We start from the raw sequence: 16,707 nt of genomic DNA, 5'->3' as shown, positions 1-16,707 counted from the left end.
TGACCGGTCGGGCGACCCCCGACCTCCGCCCGATAACGACGCGAACACCGAGGAGGCAACACCATGCCCGGCGAGACGACGAACCCCGTGACCGAGTACCGCGAGCCGGCGGTCGAAAGCGAGCGGGGTGCGCTGGTGACGGTGTTGCTCATGGTGATCCTGGGAGTCGCGGGCATCTTCGCCGTCTCCTGACGCCACGTCCCGACGCGCCGGTGGGCGCCCCCGGCCGTGCCGGGGGCGCCCATCCGCCGTGCGTGGCTCAGGGCCTGGGGGCCGGGCCGTCGGTGTGCGGCAGCCGCTCGGCGGGGACGACACCGAGCCGGCCCGCCTTGAAGTCCTCGAACGCCTGGAGCAGCTCGTCGCGGGTGTTCATGACGAACGGGCCGTAGTGTGCCACCGGCTCCCGGATCGGCTCGCCGCCCATGATGTAGAGGTCCAGCGTCGGGGTGTGGCCGTCCTGGCTGGCGTCCGCGGCGAAGGTCAGCGCGTCACCCGGGCCGTGCACGGCGAGCTGGCCCGTGTGCACCGGCCGCCCGTCGGTGCCCACCGTGCCCCGCCCACCCAGCACGTAGACCAGGGCGTTGAAGTCCGGCCGCCACGGCAGGTCGACGCGGGCGCCCGGCTGCACGGTCACGTGGGTGATGGTGATCGGGGTGTGGGTGGAGCCCGGCCCCCGGTGCCCGGCGATCTCGCCGGCGATCACCCGGATCAGCGCGCCCCCGTCGGGCGTGGTCAGCAGGGCCGCCTCCCGGCCGCGGATGTCCTGGTAGCGGGGCGGGTTCATCTTGGCGGCCCGGGGCAGGTTGACCCAGAGCTGGGTGCCGTGGAACAGCCCGCCACTGACGACGAGGTGCTCCGGCGGCGCCTCAATGTGCAGCAGCCCGCTCGCGGCCGTCATCCACTGGGTGTCGCCGTTGGTGATCGTGCCGCCGCCGCCCTGCGAGTCCTGGTGGTCCATGATCCCGTCGATCATGTACGTCACCGTCTCGAAGCCGCGGTGCGGATGCCAGGCCGTGCCCTTCGGCTCGCCCGGGGCGTAGTCCACCTCGCCCATCTGGTCCAGGTGGATGAACGGGTCCAGCTCGGCCACCGGCACGCCGGCGAACGCCCGGCGGACCGGGAAGCCCTCGCCCTCGTAGCCGCTGGGCGCGGTGGTCAGCCGGCGGACCGGCCGGAACGCGGTGGACTCGTCGAGCCTGGGCAGGCGGGGCAGGACGAGCACGTTGTCGACGGTGATGGCGGGCATCGGGGGCTCCTCAGCTGTGCGGGTGGGCGGTCGACGCGTCGCGGTCCGCGCGCAGGCGCCGGCCGAGTCGCTCGAAGATCCGGGTGAGGCAGGCGACCTCGGCGTCGTCGAGGTCGTCCATCAGGTGGGCGCGCACCGACCGCAGGTGGTGAGGGGCGGCCTCGCGCAGGGCCAGCAGCCCGGCGGCGGTGAGCACGGCCTCGCTGCCGCGGCGGTCGTCGGGACAGGACTCCCGGGCGACCAGGCCGCGCCGCTGCATGGTCGTGATCTGGTACGTCAGCCGGCTCGGCGAGAAGACCAGGCGGCTCGCCAGCTCGCCCATCCGCAGCCGCTGGCCCGGCGCTTCGGAGAGCAGGACGAGCACGTGGTAGTCGGCGAAGCTGAGCGCGCTGTCGGCGCGCAGGTCGTCCTCCAACCGCGTGTAGAGCCGCTGGCTGGCCTCGATGTAGGCGCGCCAGGCGGCGAGTCGGGCACTGTCCAGGCTCTCGGTCACGCCACGACAGTAGCACTCTTTCAAAATTTAACTAGTCCCCCGTGAGGGCGCTCACCTCCGAAGCAACTGCGCCGTTCGGTTTCGAAGGACGCTCGCGCTCGCCGGAGCCCGGAGCTCGGAGCCCGGAGCCCGGAGCCCGGAGCCCGGAGCCCGGAGCCCGGAGCGGCGCGGGGGTCGCCGGGGCGGTCCGCCCCGGGCCGGACGACGTACCCCGGGGCGGGCGCGACCGGCGGACGCCCCCGCGCGGAGGCCTCAGCGGGCGGGCGGCGGGGCCGCCACGTGCATCCGGCCGAGCAGCTGACGGGCCTGCTCGGCGTACTGCGCGTCGACGATCACCGCGTACTGGCCGGCGCGCAGCGAGCTGGCCGAGGTGAAGTCGCGCCGCCCGCCGGTCATCGCGTGCGCGACCGCGCCGAACACCGCTCCCCAGATCGCGCCGACGACCAGCCCGACCAGGATCACCGCGATCCAGTTGCCGGCGGTGAAGATCCCGAACAGCAGCCCGATGAAGAGCCCGAACCAGGCACCCGTGCCGGCGCCCGCCAGGGCCGCCCGCCCCGTCGTCATCCGCCCGAGCACGGTCTCGACCAGGGTGAGGTTCGTGCCGACGATGGCGCTGTGTTCGACCGGGAACCGGTTGTCCGCCAGGTAGTCGACGACCCGCTGGGCGGACGGATAGTCCGGGTACGACCCGATCGTCACGGTGGGCGGACCGGTCTCCGGGCCGTGGCCGTCGTGGCCGGGGGCGGTCGGCCGGCCGGCGGGACCGGACGGGAGGGTGTCGCCGCCCGGCATCCCGGGCCGCCATGCCGAGGTCGGGCTCGACGGGTTGGTCATGGGCTCCTCCTTCGTCGACCGCCCGCGTTCCCGCCGCCGCCGACGGGTAACGCCAGCACCGGAGCGGATGCCGGCTCCGGGGTCGGCGCGAGGCGTGCGAGGCGGCCGGCGGCGAGGAGCGCGGCGGCAGGCGGAGACCCGCTCGGCGTCCGGTGGAGCCGCGCTCAGCGGGCGGCGGCGCGCAGGTACGCGGCGGTGGCCTCGTCGGCGGGGAAGAAGGACTCGATGGAGAGCTCCTCGACCGTCACGTCCAGCGGGGTGCCGAAGGTCGAGACGGTGCTGAGGAAGGCCAGCTCGCCGTCCGGGTGACGCAGTCGCAGGGGCACGACCACGTCCCCGGCGCGGGGCAGGCCCACGGCCGGATCGGCCGGCCCGCCCGGGTAGCCGCGCAGCTCGTCGTGCAGCGCGCCCAGTTCGGGGTCGTCGGTCAGCCCCAGGTGCCGGCGCAGCCGCGCGAGCAGGTGGGCCCGCCACTCGGGGAGGTTGGTGATCCGGGGCGCCATGCCCTCGGGGTGCAGCGTCAGCCGCAGCGCGTTGGCCGGCGGCCGGAGCAGGTGCGCGGCGACACCCTCCGTGAGCAGCGGCAGGGCGGCGTTGCCGGCGACCAGGTTCCAGCGCCGGTCCACCGCGACGGCCGGGTACGGCTCGTGCGCCCGCAGGACCCGGCGTACCGCGTCGAGGACCCGGCGCAGCTCGGGCGAGTCCAGCGGGGCGTGGGAGTAGACCGGGGCGTACCCGGCGGCCAGCAGCAGCCGGTTGCGGTCGCGCAGCGGCACGTCGAGGTGCTCGGCCAACCGCAGGACCATCTCCCGGCTCGGCGTGGAACGCCCGGTCTCCAGGAAGCTGAGGTGCCGGGTGGAGATCTCCGCCCCGACCGCGAGGGCGAGCTGGCTGAGCCCGCGCCGCCTGCGCCACTGCCGCAGCAGCGCCCCGACCGGCGCCCGCCGCTCCTCCACCGCCACACCCACGCGCCGATCCTAGGCGGGCCCGTCCGTCATTCGCGTCCACCGGTATCGGGCGCCGGGGCCGTCGGGCGGGGCGCAACAGGCGAGGCGACCGGTCAGGAATCGAGAAGCGTCGGTCGTCGGACTGCGCCTAGCGTCGCGGTCGTGGACGCCGTACCCCCAGGTCGCCGGGGTTCGGGTAGCTCGCCTTCTCAAGGAGGTTCCGTTGAGGTGGAACACGTGGATCCGGCAGATCCACCGCTGGCTGGCCATCATCTTCACGGTGACGGTCGTCGTCACCTTCGTCGCTCTGGCGCAGGAGGAGCCCGTCGTCTGGGTGTCCTACGCGCCGCTACCGCCGCTCGTCCTGCTCATGTTCACCGGTCTGTACCTGTTCGTGCTGCCGTACGCCGCCAGGTGGCGCGGCGGGCGCGCCGTCGCTCGGGGCAGATGATGCGGGCGTCGACCGCCCGTCCCGGAAACGCCCGGGTCGTGCCCCGCCCGCGCGGGCGGGGCACGACCCGGGCGCGCGGGGTCAGGAGCAGGCGGTGCCGTTGAGGGTGAATCCGGTCGGGGTGGGCAGGGCGCCGCCCGGCCAGGTGCCCTGGAAGCCGACCGAGACCGTGCCGCCCGTGGGCAGGCCGGCGTTCCACGTGGCGTTGCGGACGGTGATCCGCTCGCCCGACTGGGTCCAGTCGCCGTTCCAGCCGTTGGTCAGCCGGACCCCGGCGCCGGGGGCGAACGTGACGGTCCAGCCGGTCAGCGCGGCGCCGTGGTTGGTCACCCGCAGCTCGGCGGTGAAGCCGCCGGACCACGAGTTCGGGGTGTACGACACCGCGCAGCCGCCGGTCGGCGGGGGAGTGGTCGGCGGGGGCGTCGTGGGCGGGGCGGTGGTCGGCGGGGCGGTGGTCGGGGGCGTCGTCGTGGGCGGGGCGGTGGTGGGTGCCGGGCCGGCGGCCACGGCCAGGTCGTACGCCCGCTGCGGCACGAACTGCCCGGCCGGCGCGATGCAGCCGTCGGCCTCGCCGGGCAGCTTCACCCAGAGGTACGCGTCGATCGCCGGGTCGCCGGTGGCGGTGGTGCTCGGGGTGCCGATCGCCCGCCCGGCCGGGTCGCACCACTCGGAGCCGGCCGGCCCGTTGCCGTTGCGGCTGGTGTCGACGACCGCCTTGAGCCGCGACACCCCGGTCGCCGCGATCACGGCCTTGGCGTAGGCGACCTCGTCGGCGGTGCGCCGGTAGTTGGAGACGTTGAGCGAGATGCCGTCCGCGCTGTTGGCGATGTCGGCGCCGAGCAGCCGGGAGGCGGCCTCGCCGGGGGAGAGCCACGCCGAGTGCCCGGTGTCGAAGTAGACCTTCGCGGCGGCCGAGCCCGCCTTGAGCTTCTTGCCGGCGTACGCCATCGAGGCCTTCGTCTCGGCCTGCTGGGCCGCGTTCTGGCAGCTGGTCATCAGCGGCAGCACGTCGGGTTCCAGGACGATGGTCGCCGGCCGCCCGGCCAGACCGGCGGCGACCTGGTCGACCCACTGCCGGTAGGTGGCGTGGTCGGGCGCGCCGCCGCCGCTCGCCCCGCTGCAGTCCCGGTTCGGGATGTTGTAGACGACCAGGATCGGCACCCTGCCGGCGGCCGCCGCCGCGCCGACCAGGGCGTCGACCTCGGAGCGTACGGTCGAGGTGTTGGTCCGGGTGAACCACCGGCCCTGGGGGACGTTCGCGATCCGGTCGGAGATCACGGCGGCCCGGGGGTCGCCGGGGTTCGCGGCGACCCAGGCGGCGGCGGCCGTCGCCGGGTCGACGTAGAAGGCCGAGTCGGCGGCGACCGCGGCGGGTGCTCGGACGATGCCGACGGCGACGGTGGCGGCGACGGTGAGCGCCGCCGCGGCGCTCAGCGCGGCGAGTGCGGGTCTGCTTCTCACGGGATCTCCCATCCATCGAGGAGCACCGCTGGAAGCGCTCCCATGCATCGCCGTCAAACTACGTGCTGATTGCGCCGATGTGAAGAGTCCGCGTTGCGACCGGCGACTTTCCGGGCCGTCGTGCCGACCGCGGGGCGCGGTCTGCGGGGAGAATGGCGGGATGCGCCTGGTGATCATCGCCGACACCCACGTGCCGAAGCGGGCCAGGGACCTGCCGGAGCCGCTCTGGGCGGCGGTCGACGCCGCCGACGTCGTGCTGCACGCCGGGGACTGGGTCGACGAGTCGCTGCTGGACGCCCTGGCCGCCCGGGCCCGCCGCCTCGTCGGGGTGTACGGCAACAACGACGGGCCGGCGCTGCGCGCCCGGCTGCCGGAGGTCGCCCGGGTGGACCTCGACGGGCTGCGGGTCGCCGTCGTGCACGAGACCGGCTCGAAGACCGGGCGGGAGAGCCGCTGCGCGGCCCGTTTCCCCGACACCGACGTGCTGGTCTTCGGCCACTCGCACATCCCCTGGGACACGGTCGCCCCGGGCGGGCTGCGGCTGCTCAACCCGGGCTCGCCCACCGACCGGCGGGCCCAGCCCCACGCCACGTACCTGACGGCGCGGGTGGCGGCGGGACGGCTCGACGAGGTCGAGCTGCACCGCCTGCCACCGCGCCGCCCGCCCGGTCACTGACCGCGGCCGGTCTCCTCCTGGAGCTGGTCGATCCGCTTGGAGGCCTCGGCCTTGGTCAGGCCCTCCGGCGGCTCCTCGCCGGCCTCCCGGGCCAGGGTCGCCAGGTAGGACTCCTGGGCGGCGGTCGGCGGCTCCTCGCCGGTGACCCACTCGTCCGGGTCCTTGATGGCGCCCTGCGGGTTGGGCTGGCTGCTGGTGCGGTCCGTCATGGTCTCCACCTTCCTTCGAACAGACGTGCCAATACCCCGTGCGGCACCGATCCATGCGGCTCCCCGGCGCGTCGTACGCCCCGGGCGCGCCCGTGTGTCTCCGGCCGTCCGGGCGACGTGGGCGCGCTTACGATCACCGGATGACTGCGGCGGAGCGGGCGGGTGTGGTGGTGGTCGGCGCGGGCATCGCCGGGGTGGCGTGCGCGACGGAACTGGCCCGCGCCGGCATCCCGGTGGAGATCCGCGAGCGCGCCCGGGTGGCCGGCGGTCGGATGGCCAGCCGCCGCTTCGACGGCCGGCCGGCCGACACCGGCGCCGCGTACTTCACCGTCAGCGATCCGGACTTCGCCGAGGTGGCCGAGGAATTGCGGTCGGCCGGCCTGGTCCGCGAGTGGACCGACACCTTCGTCGCGTACGGCGCCGACGGGCGGCGTGAGGTGTCCGGCCCGATGCGCTGGGCGGCCACCCGGGGGCTGCGCTCGCTGGTGGAGCACCTGGCCCGGGACCTTGCGGTGACCGTGAACCGGCTCGTGCTCGGCGTCGAGCCGGGGCCGGTGGTGGACGGGCGGCCCTGCGAGGCGGTGGCGCTCGCCATGCCGGGACCGCAGGCGGCCCTGCTGCTCGACCCGGCCCTCGCCGCCGCCACCCGGGCCACGCAGGACCAACGCTGGTCGCCGTCCCTGGCCGGGGTGCTGCGTTTCCCGGCCCGCCGGTGGACCACCTTCCGGGGCGCCTTCGTCAACGACCACCCGCTGCTGAACCTCGTCTGCGACGACGGCGACCGCCGCGGCGACGACGCGCCGGTGCTGGTCGCCCACACCACGCCCGAGTTCGCCGCCGGCCACCTGGCCCAGCCGACCGCAGCCGGCCCGGAGATCGAGGAGGCCGTCCGGGACCTGCTGGGGCTGCCCGAAGCGGCGGAGCACGTGCACGTGCACCGCTGGACGTACGCGAAGCCGACCGCCGGCCCCGGCGGGACGTACCACCTCGACGCCGACGGCGTGGGGCTGGCCGGCGACGCCTTCGGCAAGCCCAGGGTGCAGAGCGCCTGGCTCTCCGGCCGCGACCTCGGCCGCGCCCTCGTCACCCGCCTGGGCGGAGGGTGAGGAAAGGGCCCATCCGCGCCGGCGGGCCGGGCGGTCAACCCCCGGTGGTGACGGGCTCGCCGGCGCGGCGGCGTTCGGACGGGTCGGAGGTGCGTTCCCCCGCCCGGTCCAGCAACTGCATCACCGGGGTCGCCGCGACGCCGTGCACCACCACTGAGACGATCACCACGAGGCCGACGGTCGCCCAGATCAGGTCCGCCTGGGGAAAGTCGGCCTTCGTCGTCGCGTACGCCACGTAGAAGAACGAGCCGACGCCCCGGATGCCGAACAGGGCGATCACCCAGTGCTCGGCCGGCCGGCCGGGCGCCCCCCGCAGCGACAGCCAGCCGACCAGCGGGCGGACCACGAAGACCAGCGCCAGCCCGACCGCGGCGGCCGGCCAGGTCAGCGGGCTCAGCAGTCCGCCCACCACCGCGCCGCCGAAGAGCAGCAGCAACAGCACGGTGAGCAGCCGCTCGACCTGCTCGGCGAAGTCGTGCAGCACGGAGTGGAACTCGTGGGTGCGTTCGGCGGCCCGGATCGCCCGCGCGGCCACGAAGACCGCCAGGAAGCCGTACCCGCCCACGACCTCCACCAGCCCGTACGCCAGGAAGGTCGCGGCCAGCGCGAGGAAGCCCTCCGAGTGCCGGGCGAGCCGCAGCTTGCTCGGGGCCCGGAAGAAGAGCTTGCCGAGCAGCCAGCCGACCAGCCAACCGCCCGCCACCCCGGCCGCCACCTTCCAGAGCACGTCCACGCCGAGCCAGCGGCCCAGCCAGTCGCCGGGGGCGAGGCTGGTGGTGGCGATGGCGATGGCCGCGTACACGAAGGGGAAGGCCAGCCCGTCGTTCAGCCCGGCCTCGGAGGTGAGGGCGAAGCGGACCTCGTCCTCGGAGTCCTCCACGTCGGTGGGCTCGCCGACCTGCACGTCGGCGGCGAGCACCGGATCGGTCGGGGCCAGGGCCGCCCCCAGCAGCAGCGCGGCGGCCGGCACCAGCCCGGCCCACCACCAGCCGAGCAGCGCCACCGCCGCGATGCACAGCGGCATGGCGATGGCCAGCAGCCGCCAGGTCGACGACCAGCGGGCCCAACTCAACGGCCGGTCGATCTTCAGCCCGGCGCCCATCAGCGCGACGATGACGCCGATCTCGGTGAGGTGGGTGGCGATCTCCGGGTGCGCGAGCGGGTCAGGGTCCGGCAGCCCGACGGGGAGGAGGAAGACCACCATGCCCAGCCCCAGGAAGGCGATCGGCATGGACAGCGGCCGACGTTCGAGCACGCGGGGGAGGATCCCCGCCAGCAGCGCACCCAGACCGACCACCGCGAACGCCACGTCTACCGGCTCCACGACCCCACCTCTCCGCCTCGCCCACGGCGTGCGGGCAGGTGGTGCAAGTCCTTGCCCCCGGAAGACTTCTCGTATTCCTGTTCGGAGCGACGGAGCCGGCGTCGGTCACCTCGCCCGGGTGACCGGCGAGTCGTCGAGGGCGGCGAGTAGGGCGGCCGGGTCCTCATAGACGGCCACCGCACCGGCCCCGGCCAGCTCGCCCCGGCTGGTGCCGCCGCAGGTCAGGCCGACGCAGGGGATGTCCAGCCCGCCGGCGGCGGCGACGTCCCACACCGAGTCGCCGACGAAGACCACGCGTTCGGCGGCGAGCCCGGACTGCTCCAGCGCGGCGACCAGGATGTCCGGCGCCGGCTTGCTCTCCTTCGCGTCCGCCGAGCAGGTGACGGTGTGGATCACGTCGTCGGCGGCCAGCGCCCGGCGCAGCGCGACCACCTCGTGCTCGGCGGCGGAGGTGGCGAGCACGACCCGCAGCCCCCGCTCCGCGCAGGCCCGCAGCAGGTCGGCGGCGCGGGGCAGCGGGACGAGGCGCTCCCAGTACTCGGCGAAGAGGGTGTCGTGGGCGTCGCGCAGCTTCTGGTCCGCGCTCCGGTCGCGCTCCGGGCCGAGCAGGTGGTCGAGCAGCTTGTCCGAGCCCATCCCGATGGCGCGGTGGATCGTCGCCATGGGTACGGGCCGGTCGGTCTGGCGCAGCGCCTCCCACCAGCTCACGGTGTGGAGGTAGGTGGTGTCGACCAGGGTGCCGTCCACGTCGAAGAGGACACCGGCGTGCTTGTCGGTGGGCATACGGTCCTCCTACCCCGTCCGGGCCGGGCTGACGCCACGGCTCACCCGGCCGGGATCAGGATCTCGAACCAGACCGTCGAGCCGCGTACGGTCGGGTCCGTCCCCCACGCGTCGCTCAGCTCCTCGATCAGCCCCAGCCCCCGACCCCGGCTGCTGAGCGTGTCGGTCTGCGCGCGGGTCACCGTGCCGCGGGTGCCCGAGTCGGCCACCGACACCAGCAGCCGCTCCGGGCTGAGGTCGATCTCCACCCGGGCGGCGGTGCCCGCGTGCAGCAGGGCGTTGGTGGTCAGCTCGCTGGTGCAGAGCACCGCCGCGCCGATGATCGACTCGGGCACCTGCCACTCCGTGAGCTGCGCGGTCATCCAGTGCCGTACCCGGCTCGGCGCGGTCGGCTCGGCCGGCACCTCCATGCCCGTCGACCGGGACGGCCGCAGCGCGTGCTCCACCGCCAGCACCGCGACGTCGTCCTCGGTGGCGCCGGGCACCGCCGCGGTGGCCACCGCGCACAACGCGCGCGGGTCGCCGCTGCCCGCGCCGGCCACGGCGACGGCCAGGGCCTCCAGGCCGGCCGTCAGGTCCTGCCAGCGCCGCTCCACCACACCGTCGCTGAACAGCAGCAGCGTGTCGCCGGGAGCGAAGGGCACCGTGACGGTGGGCGGCCGGCAGCCCAGGCCCAGCGGGGCGCCCGCGGGCACGTCCAGGTATTCGGCGACCGGGACGCCGTCCGGGGCGCACCGGCGGACCAGCGGGGCGGGGTGACCGGCGCTGGCCAGGGTGAGCCGCTGCCGGTCGGCGTCGACGACGCCGAAGACCACCGTCACGAAGAGCTCGTGCGTGTCGCCCTCGGCGCCCAGGCTGGTGACCAGCCGGTCGAGCCCGGCCAGCACGGCGTCCGGGCGGGGGTCGGTCAACGCCAGCGCCCGCAGCGCCGCACGGACCTGACCCATCCGGGCCGCGGCCTGCACGTCGTGGCCGGCGACGTCGCCGAGCACGATACCCAGGCCACCGTCGGGCAGCAGGAAGGCGTCGTAGAAGTCCCCGCCGGCGGCGTTGCCGTCGACGCCCGGGTCGTAGCGGGCGGCGATCCGCATCCGGGGCAGGTCGGGCAGGTGCTCCGGCAGCATGCTGCGTTGCAGCAGCTGGGCCGTGCCGTGCTGGGTCTCGAACCGGCGGGCCCGTTCGGCGGCCTGACCCACCAGCTCGGCCGAGGCGGCCAGCAGCGCGCGCCGCGCGGCCGACCACACGTGCGGGACCTGGTAGCCGACCGTCAGCCCGCCGCGCACCACCGAGGCCCGCAGCGGCACCGCCGCGAGCGAGCGGACCTTCTGGTCGTGCCGGTCCACCGCGATCTCCCGCAGCGGCTGGCCGTCGTCGACGAAGTGCGGCACACCGCTGCGGGCGGCGGCCACCACCGGCCCCAGCCAGTCCGGCGGGACGCGCCGCCACAGCGGGGGGAGGCGCTCGTCGGCCTCGTCCATCAGCTCGCCGCGGATACGCCGGACCATCCGCCAACCGCCGCCGCCCTCGTCGACGGCGAACGAGACCCGGTCGGCGTCGAACGCGGTGATCGCGTAGCGCAGCGCGACCCGGGCCACGTCGTCCAGGGTGAGCGTGCCGGCGAGCGCCGCGGCGAAGTCGCTGAGGCTCTGCAACTGCTGGGTGACCTGGGTGGTCTCCGCGGCCACGGTCAGCACGCCGACGATCCGCCCGGCGCTGTCGCGCACGGGGGAGTAGCCCCGGGTGAAGACCGACTGCTCGACCAGGCCGGGACGGCGGTGCAGCGGGAGGGTGGTCTCCTTCTCCAGGAACGGCTCCCCGGAGCGGTAGGTGTGCGCGATGGCGTCGCCGACGCCGGGCAGCGGCCAGGACTCCGCGAACACCTGGGCCGCCGGCCGTCCCACCACGTCGGGGTGCCGGTCGCCGATCAGCTCGGCGTACGCGTCGTTGTAGACGAGCAGGTGCTCGTCGCCCAGGGTGAGGGCCATCGGTACGGGCGAGGCGAGGATCAGTTCGGTGGCGGCCCGGACCGCCGGATCCCACGTCCGCCACGGGCCGAGCGGGGTGCCACCCCAGTCGTGGCGCGGGACGGTGGTCGCCATGCCCGACGCGGAGGGTGTTCCCGAGACCGGGGCTGGTGGGTTCGGGACCCGTCCGACCGTACCTGGCATGAGCGCAGCCTAGCCGGAGGGTCCGTCGGCTGTTTCCGATCATGCCCCGCGCGTCGCCGGGGCCGAAGGTTCGGGCAGGTCGGGGCCCTTCTGCGGTGACATGTCGGGAAAAACTCGGGGACCGGGACGGCGTGCGGCGTCAGTGACCGGGTAAGCGCGCGGCGCAGTCCATGCGACAGGAGGGACATCATGCCGGAAAGCCTCGCGGTCAGGCAGGTCGACATCGGCGACGCCGTGGCCGACATGTGGAGGTCGGTGCTGCTGTTCATACCGCGGGCCATCGCGTTCATCGCGATCCTCGTGGTCGGATGGCTCATCGCCAGAGCGGTGCTCAAGATCGTGGACGCGGCGCTGGAACGGGTCGGCTTCGACAGGGCGGTGGAACGGGGCGGCATCAAGCGCGCGCTGGAACGCACGAAGTACGACGCCAGTGACATCCTGGCGAAGCTGGCGTACTACGCCGTGCTGCTGTTCACCCTGCAGTTCGCCTTCGGGGTGTGGGGACCCAACGCGATCAGTGACCTGATCAGCGGCGTGGTCGCCTGGCTGCCACGCGCCTTCGTGGCGATCGTCATCGTGGTCGTGGCCGCCGCGATCGCCAACGCCGTCCGGGATCTGGTCACCGGGGCGCTGGGCGGGCTCGCGTACGGCAAGATCCTGGCCGACCTGGTGGCGGTCTTCATCCTCGCGCTGGGTGTGATCGCCGCACTGAACCAGGTGGGCATCGCCACCACGGTGACCACGCCGGTGCTGATCGCGGTGCTCGCCACCGTGGCCGGCATCCTGATCATCGGCGTCGGTGGTGGTCTGGTGCGGCCGATGCAGAACCGCTGGGAAGGCTGGCTGAACCGGATGGCCGAGGAGTCGCGGGCGGTGCAGGAGCACCGCCGGGCCCGGGAGGCCGGTCAGACCGACGTCGGCCGGCAGATGGCCGACCGGACGGCGGCCGAGCGCACCGAGGTCATGCCCCGCGGGCAGCAGTCCGCGACGGCTGGCGGGCGCGGCACGTACCAGTCGGGGAACGTGGGCGACGAGACCCAGCAGTTCCGCCGTTGACCGGGTGGTGAGCGAAACGGGGAGGGGTGTCCGCGGACGTGCGGGCGCCCCTCCGGCGTGTCCGGCCGGGGTCGGGGCGCCCGGCCTCCCGGGGCGCCGGTTCAGACCAGCGGAACGCCCGGCCGGCGGCGGTCGGCGCGGCCTCGAGGGCGTCGGTCAGACCAGCGGGAGCGGAGCGGTCGCCGGGGCCCCGAGCGAGCGGGTCAGGGCGCAGACCGCGAGCAGCCGGGTGAGCAGCCAGTCCGGCGCGGACCAGTCCACCGGCGCCGTCGGCGGCTGCCAGCCGTGCTCCAGCGCGGCGGCGCGGACGCCCTCCGCGTAGCCGGCGAGCGCGGCGGCGCTCAGCGGCCGGCGGTCGCCGTCCAGGCTCTCCCGCACCGCCGCGGCGTGCTGGTCGACCAGGGCGAGCAGGCCCGGACGCGCGGCGGCGGCGGCCAGCCCTTCGGCGCCGACCGAGGCGGACAGGAGGGCGAGGGTGGCTCGCGCCGAACTGGCGGCGGAACGGGCCTCGACCCGGGTGAACGGCACACGCATGGTGACCGAGGCTATCCGGCCTTGACCAGGGTCGACCTCGGCCGGTCGGCGGGTTTTTGACCCTCCCCCGAACGGTCAGCGGGCGGCTCGGGGATTGACCCGACGCGGGTGGGGCAGGAGGAGAACCGCCCGGACGGGCACAGCCGAAACCTGGAGGAACGGATGGGACGACACGAGGACGGGCCGGACGAGCGGCACCGCAGGCCCGCCGGGGTCAGCGACGAGACGGTGGCGGCGCTGGGCAAGCTGAGCGAGGCGCTGGAGTGCGTCGAGCGGGTCCGCGGTCACCTCTACTCGCTGCACCAGCTCGTGGGGCACGCCGACCTGATGCTCGACGACGCCGTGGAGATGTTCCGCGCCGCCGGGCACGACCGGATCGCCGACCGCATCGACACCGACCTGCTGGGCCGCAACGTCATCGCCGGACGGTGGACGTTCCAGATCGTCGAGGATTTCGACGACAACTACTACGCCCTCTTCCGCGACCTGGACCGGGCCGCCCGGGAGGAACTTGTCGCCGGTCGCCGGCACCTCTACGAGGCGGAGATGAAGGAGCGGCGGCGCAGCCGGGGCCGACCCGGGCACGAGGCGCGCCCCGCCGGCGAGGGCTAGCCGGCGGGGCGCCCCGCCGCGTACGGGCCGGCCGCCCCGCCGCGACGGCGTGTGTCGGCCCGCCGCGACGGCGTGCGGGTCAGTGCGCCGCTACCGGGCGCTCCTCGGCCGCGATGCGCAGCGCCTCGACCAAGCGGCGGTAGAGGTCGTCGCCGGCCAGCAGCTCGGAGTGGGTGCCCTGGGCCCGGATCCGGCCGTGCTCCATCACCACGATCCGGTCGGCGTCGAGCACCGTGGAGAGCCGGTGCGCGATGGTCAGCACGGCGCCGGCCGCCGCGCGCTGCCGGACGCACTCCTGCAAGGCCGCCTCGGTCAGCCCGTCGACCTGCGCGGTCGCCTCGTCGAGCAGCAGCACGTCGGGGGTACGCAGCATGGCCCGGGCCAGGGCGATGCGCTGGCGCTGCCCGCCGGACACCTCCGTCGACGACAGCGACGTGTCCAGTCCCTCCGGCAACGAGTCGATCTTGTCGTCGAGCCGGACGGCGCGTAGCACCGCCCGAATCTCCTCCTCCGTGGCGTCGGGGTGGGTGAACCGCAGGTTGTCGCGGATGGTGCCGGGCACCACCGGCGTCTCCTGCTCGACGTACGCCAGCCGGGCCCGCACCTGGTCGTGCCCGTGGGCCGCGTACGGGCGGCCGTCGAGCAGCAGTTGCCCCCGCTCGGGCTCGAGGAAGCGCAGGATCAGCGAGAAGAGCGTGGTCTTGCCGGCTCCCGAGGGCCCCACGATCGCGGTGTGCCCCCGCCGGGGCACGGCCAGGTCGATGTCCCGCACCGCCGGGGGCGCTTCCGGCCCGTACCGGGCGGTGACCCCGCGGAACACGAGCACCGGCTGCTCCGCGTCGGGCGCCGGCGCGCGGTCCGCCGGGGCGGGTGCCGGGCCCGCCGGCTCGGTCGCGATGGTCTCGACCTCGCGGATCCGTCCCGCCGCCGCGATCCCCGCCTGCAACGCCGTGGTGTTCTGGGTCAGCTCGGTGATCGGCCCCATCAGCTGGAACGTGTACAGCAGGAAGGCGATCAGGCTGGAGATCTCCAGCAGGTCGTGCTCGGCCCGCCAGGCACCGATGCCCAGGATCGCGATCACCGCGAGCTGGATCCCCGTCCAGGCGATCGTCCAGACCGAGGCGGTCACCCGCGCGGCCCGTACGCTGTGCGCCGCCGCCTGCCGGGCGTCGGCGACGATCCGCTCGGTCAACCGGGCCTCGGCCCGGCTGGCCTTGACCGTACGGATCGCGCGCAGCGCCCCCTCCAGCGCGCCGCCCAGCGCGCCCGTCGACTCCTGCGCGGCGGCCTGCGCCTTGGCGATGCGGGGCATCAGCGCGCCCATGATCGCCGCGACGACCAGCACGGCGGCCAGGGTGCAGCCGAGCAGGAAGGGGTCGAGCACCCCCATCAGCACGAGCGTGCCGACCAGGGCGATGCCGGCGTTGACCAGGCCGACGATGCTGCCGGACGCCTCGCGCAGCAGTTGGGTGTCGGAGGTGGCCCGGGTGACCAGCTCGCCGGTGGACCGCCGTCGCAGGTCGTCGACGCGGGCCCGGAAGTAGTGCCGGACGATCGCGGCCCGCGCGTCGAGCACGATGTGCTCGGCGAGCGTCCCGAGCAGCCGCCACTGCCACAGCGAGACGGCCGCGCCGACGACGACGAGCGCCAACAGGGCGCCGATCGGGCGGGCCATCGACTCGCCGGCGCCGAGCGTGTCCAGGACCCACTTGGTGACCATCGGCGTCGCGAGCCCGGCCGCGTTGGCGGCGAGCCCCAGCACGAGGCCGAGGAGCATCGTGCGCCGGTGCGGAACGAGGAACGAGGCGAGCGTGCGCAGACGGGGGAGCGCCGGGGTGGAAGAAGTCATTCCCTGAATGGAACACCGGTGTTCCAGTCCGGTCAATCGGTATTCCGAAACGAGGTGTTGGTATCCTCGCCGACGTGACCGAGCAGCAGGTGTCCGGCAGTCGCGCCCGGACCCGCCAGGCCATCGTCGACGCGGCGATCGAGGTGTGGGGGCGCAATCCCGCCGCCTCCCTGGGCGACATCGCCGCCGCCGCCGACGTGGGGCGTACGACGCTGCACCGCTACTTCGCCGAGCGCGCCGACCTGTTCGGGGCGGTCGGCGTCGAGGCCAAGGCCCGGCTTGACCGGGCGACCGCCCAGGCGCGGATGGCCGAGGGCACCGGTGCGTCGGCCGTGCGTCGGCTCTGCCAGGAGTACTTCGACCTCGGCAGCCTGCTCTCGCTGATCTTCACCGAGCCGGAGACCGGTGCCGGTTCCGTCGACGGCGGATGCGACCCGGACTTCGTCGCGATGGTCGAACGCGGGCACCGCGACGGCACCATCGACCCGGAGTTGCCGGAGGGGTGGGTGCAGAGCCTGATCTGGTCCCAGTTGTACGCCGGTTGGGCCTACCTGGCCGAGACCGGTGCCTCCCGGCACGAGGTGCTGCGCCTGATTCTGCGTACCGTCGACGGCGCGATCGCGGTCAAGCCGGACTGAGCCGGCCGGCGCGGCGGGATGCCGTCGCGCCGGCCGCCGCGTCAGTCCGTGGAGCGGGCGTCCGCCGGGCGGCGCCGGGCCGCGTCGTCGGCGATGATCACGGTCGCCACCATCAGCGCGACGCAGAGGCTGAACAACCAGGAGTCATCCGAGACCAGCTTGGCGGAGACGGGAGCCTGGAGCGCGGCGAGGAGGAAGCCGAGCCATGCGAGGCGGCGCTGACGCGTGGAGAGGATGCCGGAGCCCTGATGCATCCCGAAAGTCTTGCGCGCGACCCGGGGCTTGCCGTCAGCCGAACGGCCGATTCTGGATGAGCT

At 74.6% G+C, this 16,707-nt stretch carries 19 protein-coding genes; 7 read left to right on the top strand and 12 right to left on the bottom strand.

Going from position 1 to position 16,707, the window contains the following annotated elements:
• Positions 1 to 63 precede the first annotated feature (63 nt).
• Positions 64 to 192: a hypothetical protein gene (locus DER29_RS35895; RefSeq protein WP_255421004.1), complete on the top strand. Its 129-nt coding sequence runs from the start codon at positions 64 to 66 to the stop codon at positions 190 to 192.
• 67 nt (positions 193 to 259) lie between these two features.
• Here DER29_RS35895 and DER29_RS01120 read toward each other — a convergent pair whose 3' ends face one another.
• From DER29_RS01120 to DER29_RS01105, 4 genes are all read right to left on the bottom strand, one after another.
• Complete coding sequence (locus DER29_RS01120) at positions 260 to 1,246, bottom strand: pirin family protein (RefSeq protein WP_121395500.1); 987 nt, start codon at positions 1,244 to 1,246, stop codon at positions 260 to 262.
• A 10-nt stretch (positions 1,247 to 1,256) separates the two neighbouring features.
• The gene (locus DER29_RS01115) at positions 1,257 to 1,739 is read right to left on the bottom strand and encodes a MarR family winged helix-turn-helix transcriptional regulator (protein ID WP_121395498.1); all 483 of its coding nucleotides are present in this window, start codon (positions 1,737 to 1,739) and stop codon (positions 1,257 to 1,259) included.
• Positions 1,740 to 1,991: 252 nt separating this feature from the next.
• Complete coding sequence (locus DER29_RS01110; protein ID WP_121395496.1) at positions 1,992 to 2,576, bottom strand: general stress protein; 585 nt, start codon at positions 2,574 to 2,576, stop codon at positions 1,992 to 1,994.
• A 164-nt stretch (positions 2,577 to 2,740) separates the two neighbouring features.
• Positions 2,741 to 3,532, bottom strand: a complete 792-nt coding sequence (locus DER29_RS01105) for a helix-turn-helix domain-containing protein (RefSeq protein ID WP_370040235.1) — start codon at positions 3,530 to 3,532, stop codon at positions 2,741 to 2,743.
• A gap of 214 nt (positions 3,533 to 3,746) precedes the next feature.
• Here DER29_RS01105 and DER29_RS01100 point away from each other — a divergent pair, with 214 nt between their 5' ends.
• Positions 3,747 to 3,974 (top strand): hypothetical protein, encoded by a 228-nt coding sequence (locus DER29_RS01100; protein ID WP_121395492.1) that lies wholly within the window; start codon positions 3,747 to 3,749, stop codon positions 3,972 to 3,974.
• Between the two features lie 81 nt (positions 3,975 to 4,055).
• Here DER29_RS01100 and DER29_RS01095 read toward each other — a convergent pair whose 3' ends face one another.
• Complete coding sequence (locus tag DER29_RS01095; protein WP_233599605.1) at positions 4,056 to 5,435, bottom strand: glycoside hydrolase family 6 protein; 1,380 nt, start codon at positions 5,433 to 5,435, stop codon at positions 4,056 to 4,058.
• A gap of 160 nt (positions 5,436 to 5,595) precedes the next feature.
• Here DER29_RS01095 and DER29_RS01090 point away from each other — a divergent pair, with 160 nt between their 5' ends.
• Positions 5,596 to 6,111, top strand: coding sequence for a metallophosphoesterase (locus DER29_RS01090; protein ID WP_121395488.1), 516 nt, complete (start codon positions 5,596 to 5,598; stop codon positions 6,109 to 6,111).
• Here DER29_RS01090 and DER29_RS01085 read toward each other — a convergent pair.
• Positions 6,105 to 6,320: a DUF3072 domain-containing protein gene (locus DER29_RS01085; RefSeq protein ID WP_121398895.1), complete on the bottom strand. Its 216-nt coding sequence runs from the start codon at positions 6,318 to 6,320 to the stop codon at positions 6,105 to 6,107. The two genes, DER29_RS01090 and DER29_RS01085, sit on opposite strands and share 7 nt — an antisense overlap.
• A 164-nt stretch (positions 6,321 to 6,484) precedes the next feature.
• On the opposite strand from DER29_RS01085, the gene DER29_RS01080 reads away from it, so the two are divergent.
• Positions 6,485 to 7,426, top strand: coding sequence for an NAD(P)/FAD-dependent oxidoreductase (locus DER29_RS01080; protein ID WP_199729382.1), 942 nt, complete (start codon positions 6,485 to 6,487; stop codon positions 7,424 to 7,426).
• 34 nt (positions 7,427 to 7,460) lie between these two features.
• Here the strand turns inward: DER29_RS01080 and DER29_RS01075 are convergent, their stop codons facing one another.
• The 3 genes from DER29_RS01075 to DER29_RS01065 all read right to left on the bottom strand — a co-directional run bounded on the left by DER29_RS01075 (position 7,461) and on the right by DER29_RS01065 (position 11,701).
• Complete coding sequence (locus tag DER29_RS01075) at positions 7,461 to 8,750, bottom strand: sodium:proton antiporter (RefSeq protein ID WP_121395485.1); 1,290 nt, start codon at positions 8,748 to 8,750, stop codon at positions 7,461 to 7,463.
• Between the two features lie 105 nt (positions 8,751 to 8,855).
• Positions 8,856 to 9,533, bottom strand: a complete 678-nt coding sequence (locus DER29_RS01070; protein WP_121395483.1) for an HAD family hydrolase — start codon at positions 9,531 to 9,533, stop codon at positions 8,856 to 8,858.
• 41 nt (positions 9,534 to 9,574) lie between these two features.
• A complete protein-coding gene (locus DER29_RS01065; RefSeq protein WP_121395481.1) occupies positions 9,575 to 11,701 on the bottom strand; it encodes a SpoIIE family protein phosphatase in 2,127 nt (708 codons plus the stop codon).
• Between the two features lie 189 nt (positions 11,702 to 11,890).
• Here DER29_RS01065 and DER29_RS01060 point away from each other — a divergent pair, with 189 nt between their 5' ends.
• Positions 11,891 to 12,757 (top strand): hypothetical protein, encoded by an 867-nt coding sequence (locus tag DER29_RS01060; protein WP_121395479.1) that lies wholly within the window; start codon positions 11,891 to 11,893, stop codon positions 12,755 to 12,757.
• Positions 12,758 to 12,913: 156 nt separating this feature from the next.
• Here the strand turns inward: DER29_RS01060 and DER29_RS01055 are convergent, their stop codons facing one another.
• Positions 12,914 to 13,291 carry a DUF6401 family natural product biosynthesis protein gene (locus tag DER29_RS01055; protein WP_121395477.1) on the bottom strand — a complete coding sequence of 126 codons (378 nt, stop codon included), beginning with the start codon at positions 13,289 to 13,291 and terminating at the stop codon, positions 12,914 to 12,916.
• Between the two features lie 162 nt (positions 13,292 to 13,453).
• Here DER29_RS01055 and DER29_RS01050 point away from each other — a divergent pair, with 162 nt between their 5' ends.
• Complete coding sequence (locus DER29_RS01050) at positions 13,454 to 13,903, top strand: hypothetical protein (RefSeq protein ID WP_121398893.1); 450 nt, start codon at positions 13,454 to 13,456, stop codon at positions 13,901 to 13,903.
• 79 nt (positions 13,904 to 13,982) lie between these two features.
• Here the strand turns inward: DER29_RS01050 and DER29_RS01045 are convergent, their stop codons facing one another.
• Entirely contained in the window at positions 13,983 to 15,752 is a 1,770-nt protein-coding gene (locus DER29_RS01045; RefSeq protein ID WP_233599604.1) for an ABC transporter ATP-binding protein, read from the bottom strand.
• 74 nt (positions 15,753 to 15,826) lie between these two features.
• On the opposite strand from DER29_RS01045, the gene DER29_RS01040 reads away from it, so the two are divergent.
• A complete protein-coding gene (locus tag DER29_RS01040; protein ID WP_233599603.1) occupies positions 15,827 to 16,390 on the top strand; it encodes a TetR/AcrR family transcriptional regulator in 564 nt (187 codons plus the stop codon).
• A 41-nt stretch (positions 16,391 to 16,431) separates the two neighbouring features.
• Here the strand turns inward: DER29_RS01040 and DER29_RS01035 are convergent, their stop codons facing one another.
• Positions 16,432 to 16,644: a hypothetical protein gene (locus DER29_RS01035; protein ID WP_121395475.1), complete on the bottom strand. Its 213-nt coding sequence runs from the start codon at positions 16,642 to 16,644 to the stop codon at positions 16,432 to 16,434.
• Positions 16,645 to 16,707 lie beyond the last annotated feature (63 nt).

It is taken from the genome of Micromonospora sp. M71_S20 (assembly GCF_003664255.1).
Lineage (GTDB): Bacteria > Actinomycetota > Actinomycetes > Mycobacteriales > Micromonosporaceae > Micromonospora.
This window is presented reverse-complemented; position numbering and strand designations above follow the sequence as displayed.

What these genes read in the sequence shown, in the direction of transcription:
- DER29_RS01055 (WP_121395477.1), bottom strand. Translation starts at nt 13,291, where the DNA reads ATGCGTGTGCCGTTCACCCGGGTCGAGGCCCGTTCCGCCGCCAGTTCG.
- DER29_RS01070 (WP_121395483.1), bottom strand. Translation starts at nt 9,533, where the DNA reads ATGCCCACCGACAAGCACGCCGGTGTCCTCTTCGACGTGGACGGCACC.
- DER29_RS01085 (WP_121398895.1), bottom strand. Translation starts at nt 6,320, where the DNA reads ATGACGGACCGCACCAGCAGCCAGCCCAACCCGCAGGGCGCCATCAAG.
- DER29_RS01050 (WP_121398893.1), top strand. Translation starts at nt 13,454, where the DNA reads ATGGGACGACACGAGGACGGGCCGGACGAGCGGCACCGCAGGCCCGCC.
- DER29_RS01120 (WP_121395500.1), bottom strand. Translation starts at nt 1,246, where the DNA reads ATGCCCGCCATCACCGTCGACAACGTGCTCGTCCTGCCCCGCCTGCCC.
- DER29_RS01110 (WP_121395496.1), bottom strand. Translation starts at nt 2,576, where the DNA reads ATGACCAACCCGTCGAGCCCGACCTCGGCATGGCGGCCCGGGATGCCG.
- DER29_RS01035 (WP_121395475.1), bottom strand. Translation starts at nt 16,644, where the DNA reads ATGCATCAGGGCTCCGGCATCCTCTCCACGCGTCAGCGCCGCCTCGCA.
- DER29_RS01065 (WP_121395481.1), bottom strand. Translation starts at nt 11,701, where the DNA reads ATGCCAGGTACGGTCGGACGGGTCCCGAACCCACCAGCCCCGGTCTCG.
- DER29_RS01090 (WP_121395488.1), top strand. Translation starts at nt 5,596, where the DNA reads ATGCGCCTGGTGATCATCGCCGACACCCACGTGCCGAAGCGGGCCAGG.
- DER29_RS01060 (WP_121395479.1), top strand. Translation starts at nt 11,891, where the DNA reads ATGCCGGAAAGCCTCGCGGTCAGGCAGGTCGACATCGGCGACGCCGTG.
- DER29_RS01045 (WP_233599604.1), bottom strand. Translation starts at nt 15,752, where the DNA reads ATGACTTCTTCCACCCCGGCGCTCCCCCGTCTGCGCACGCTCGCCTCG.
- DER29_RS35895 (WP_255421004.1), top strand. Translation starts at nt 64, where the DNA reads ATGCCCGGCGAGACGACGAACCCCGTGACCGAGTACCGCGAGCCGGCG.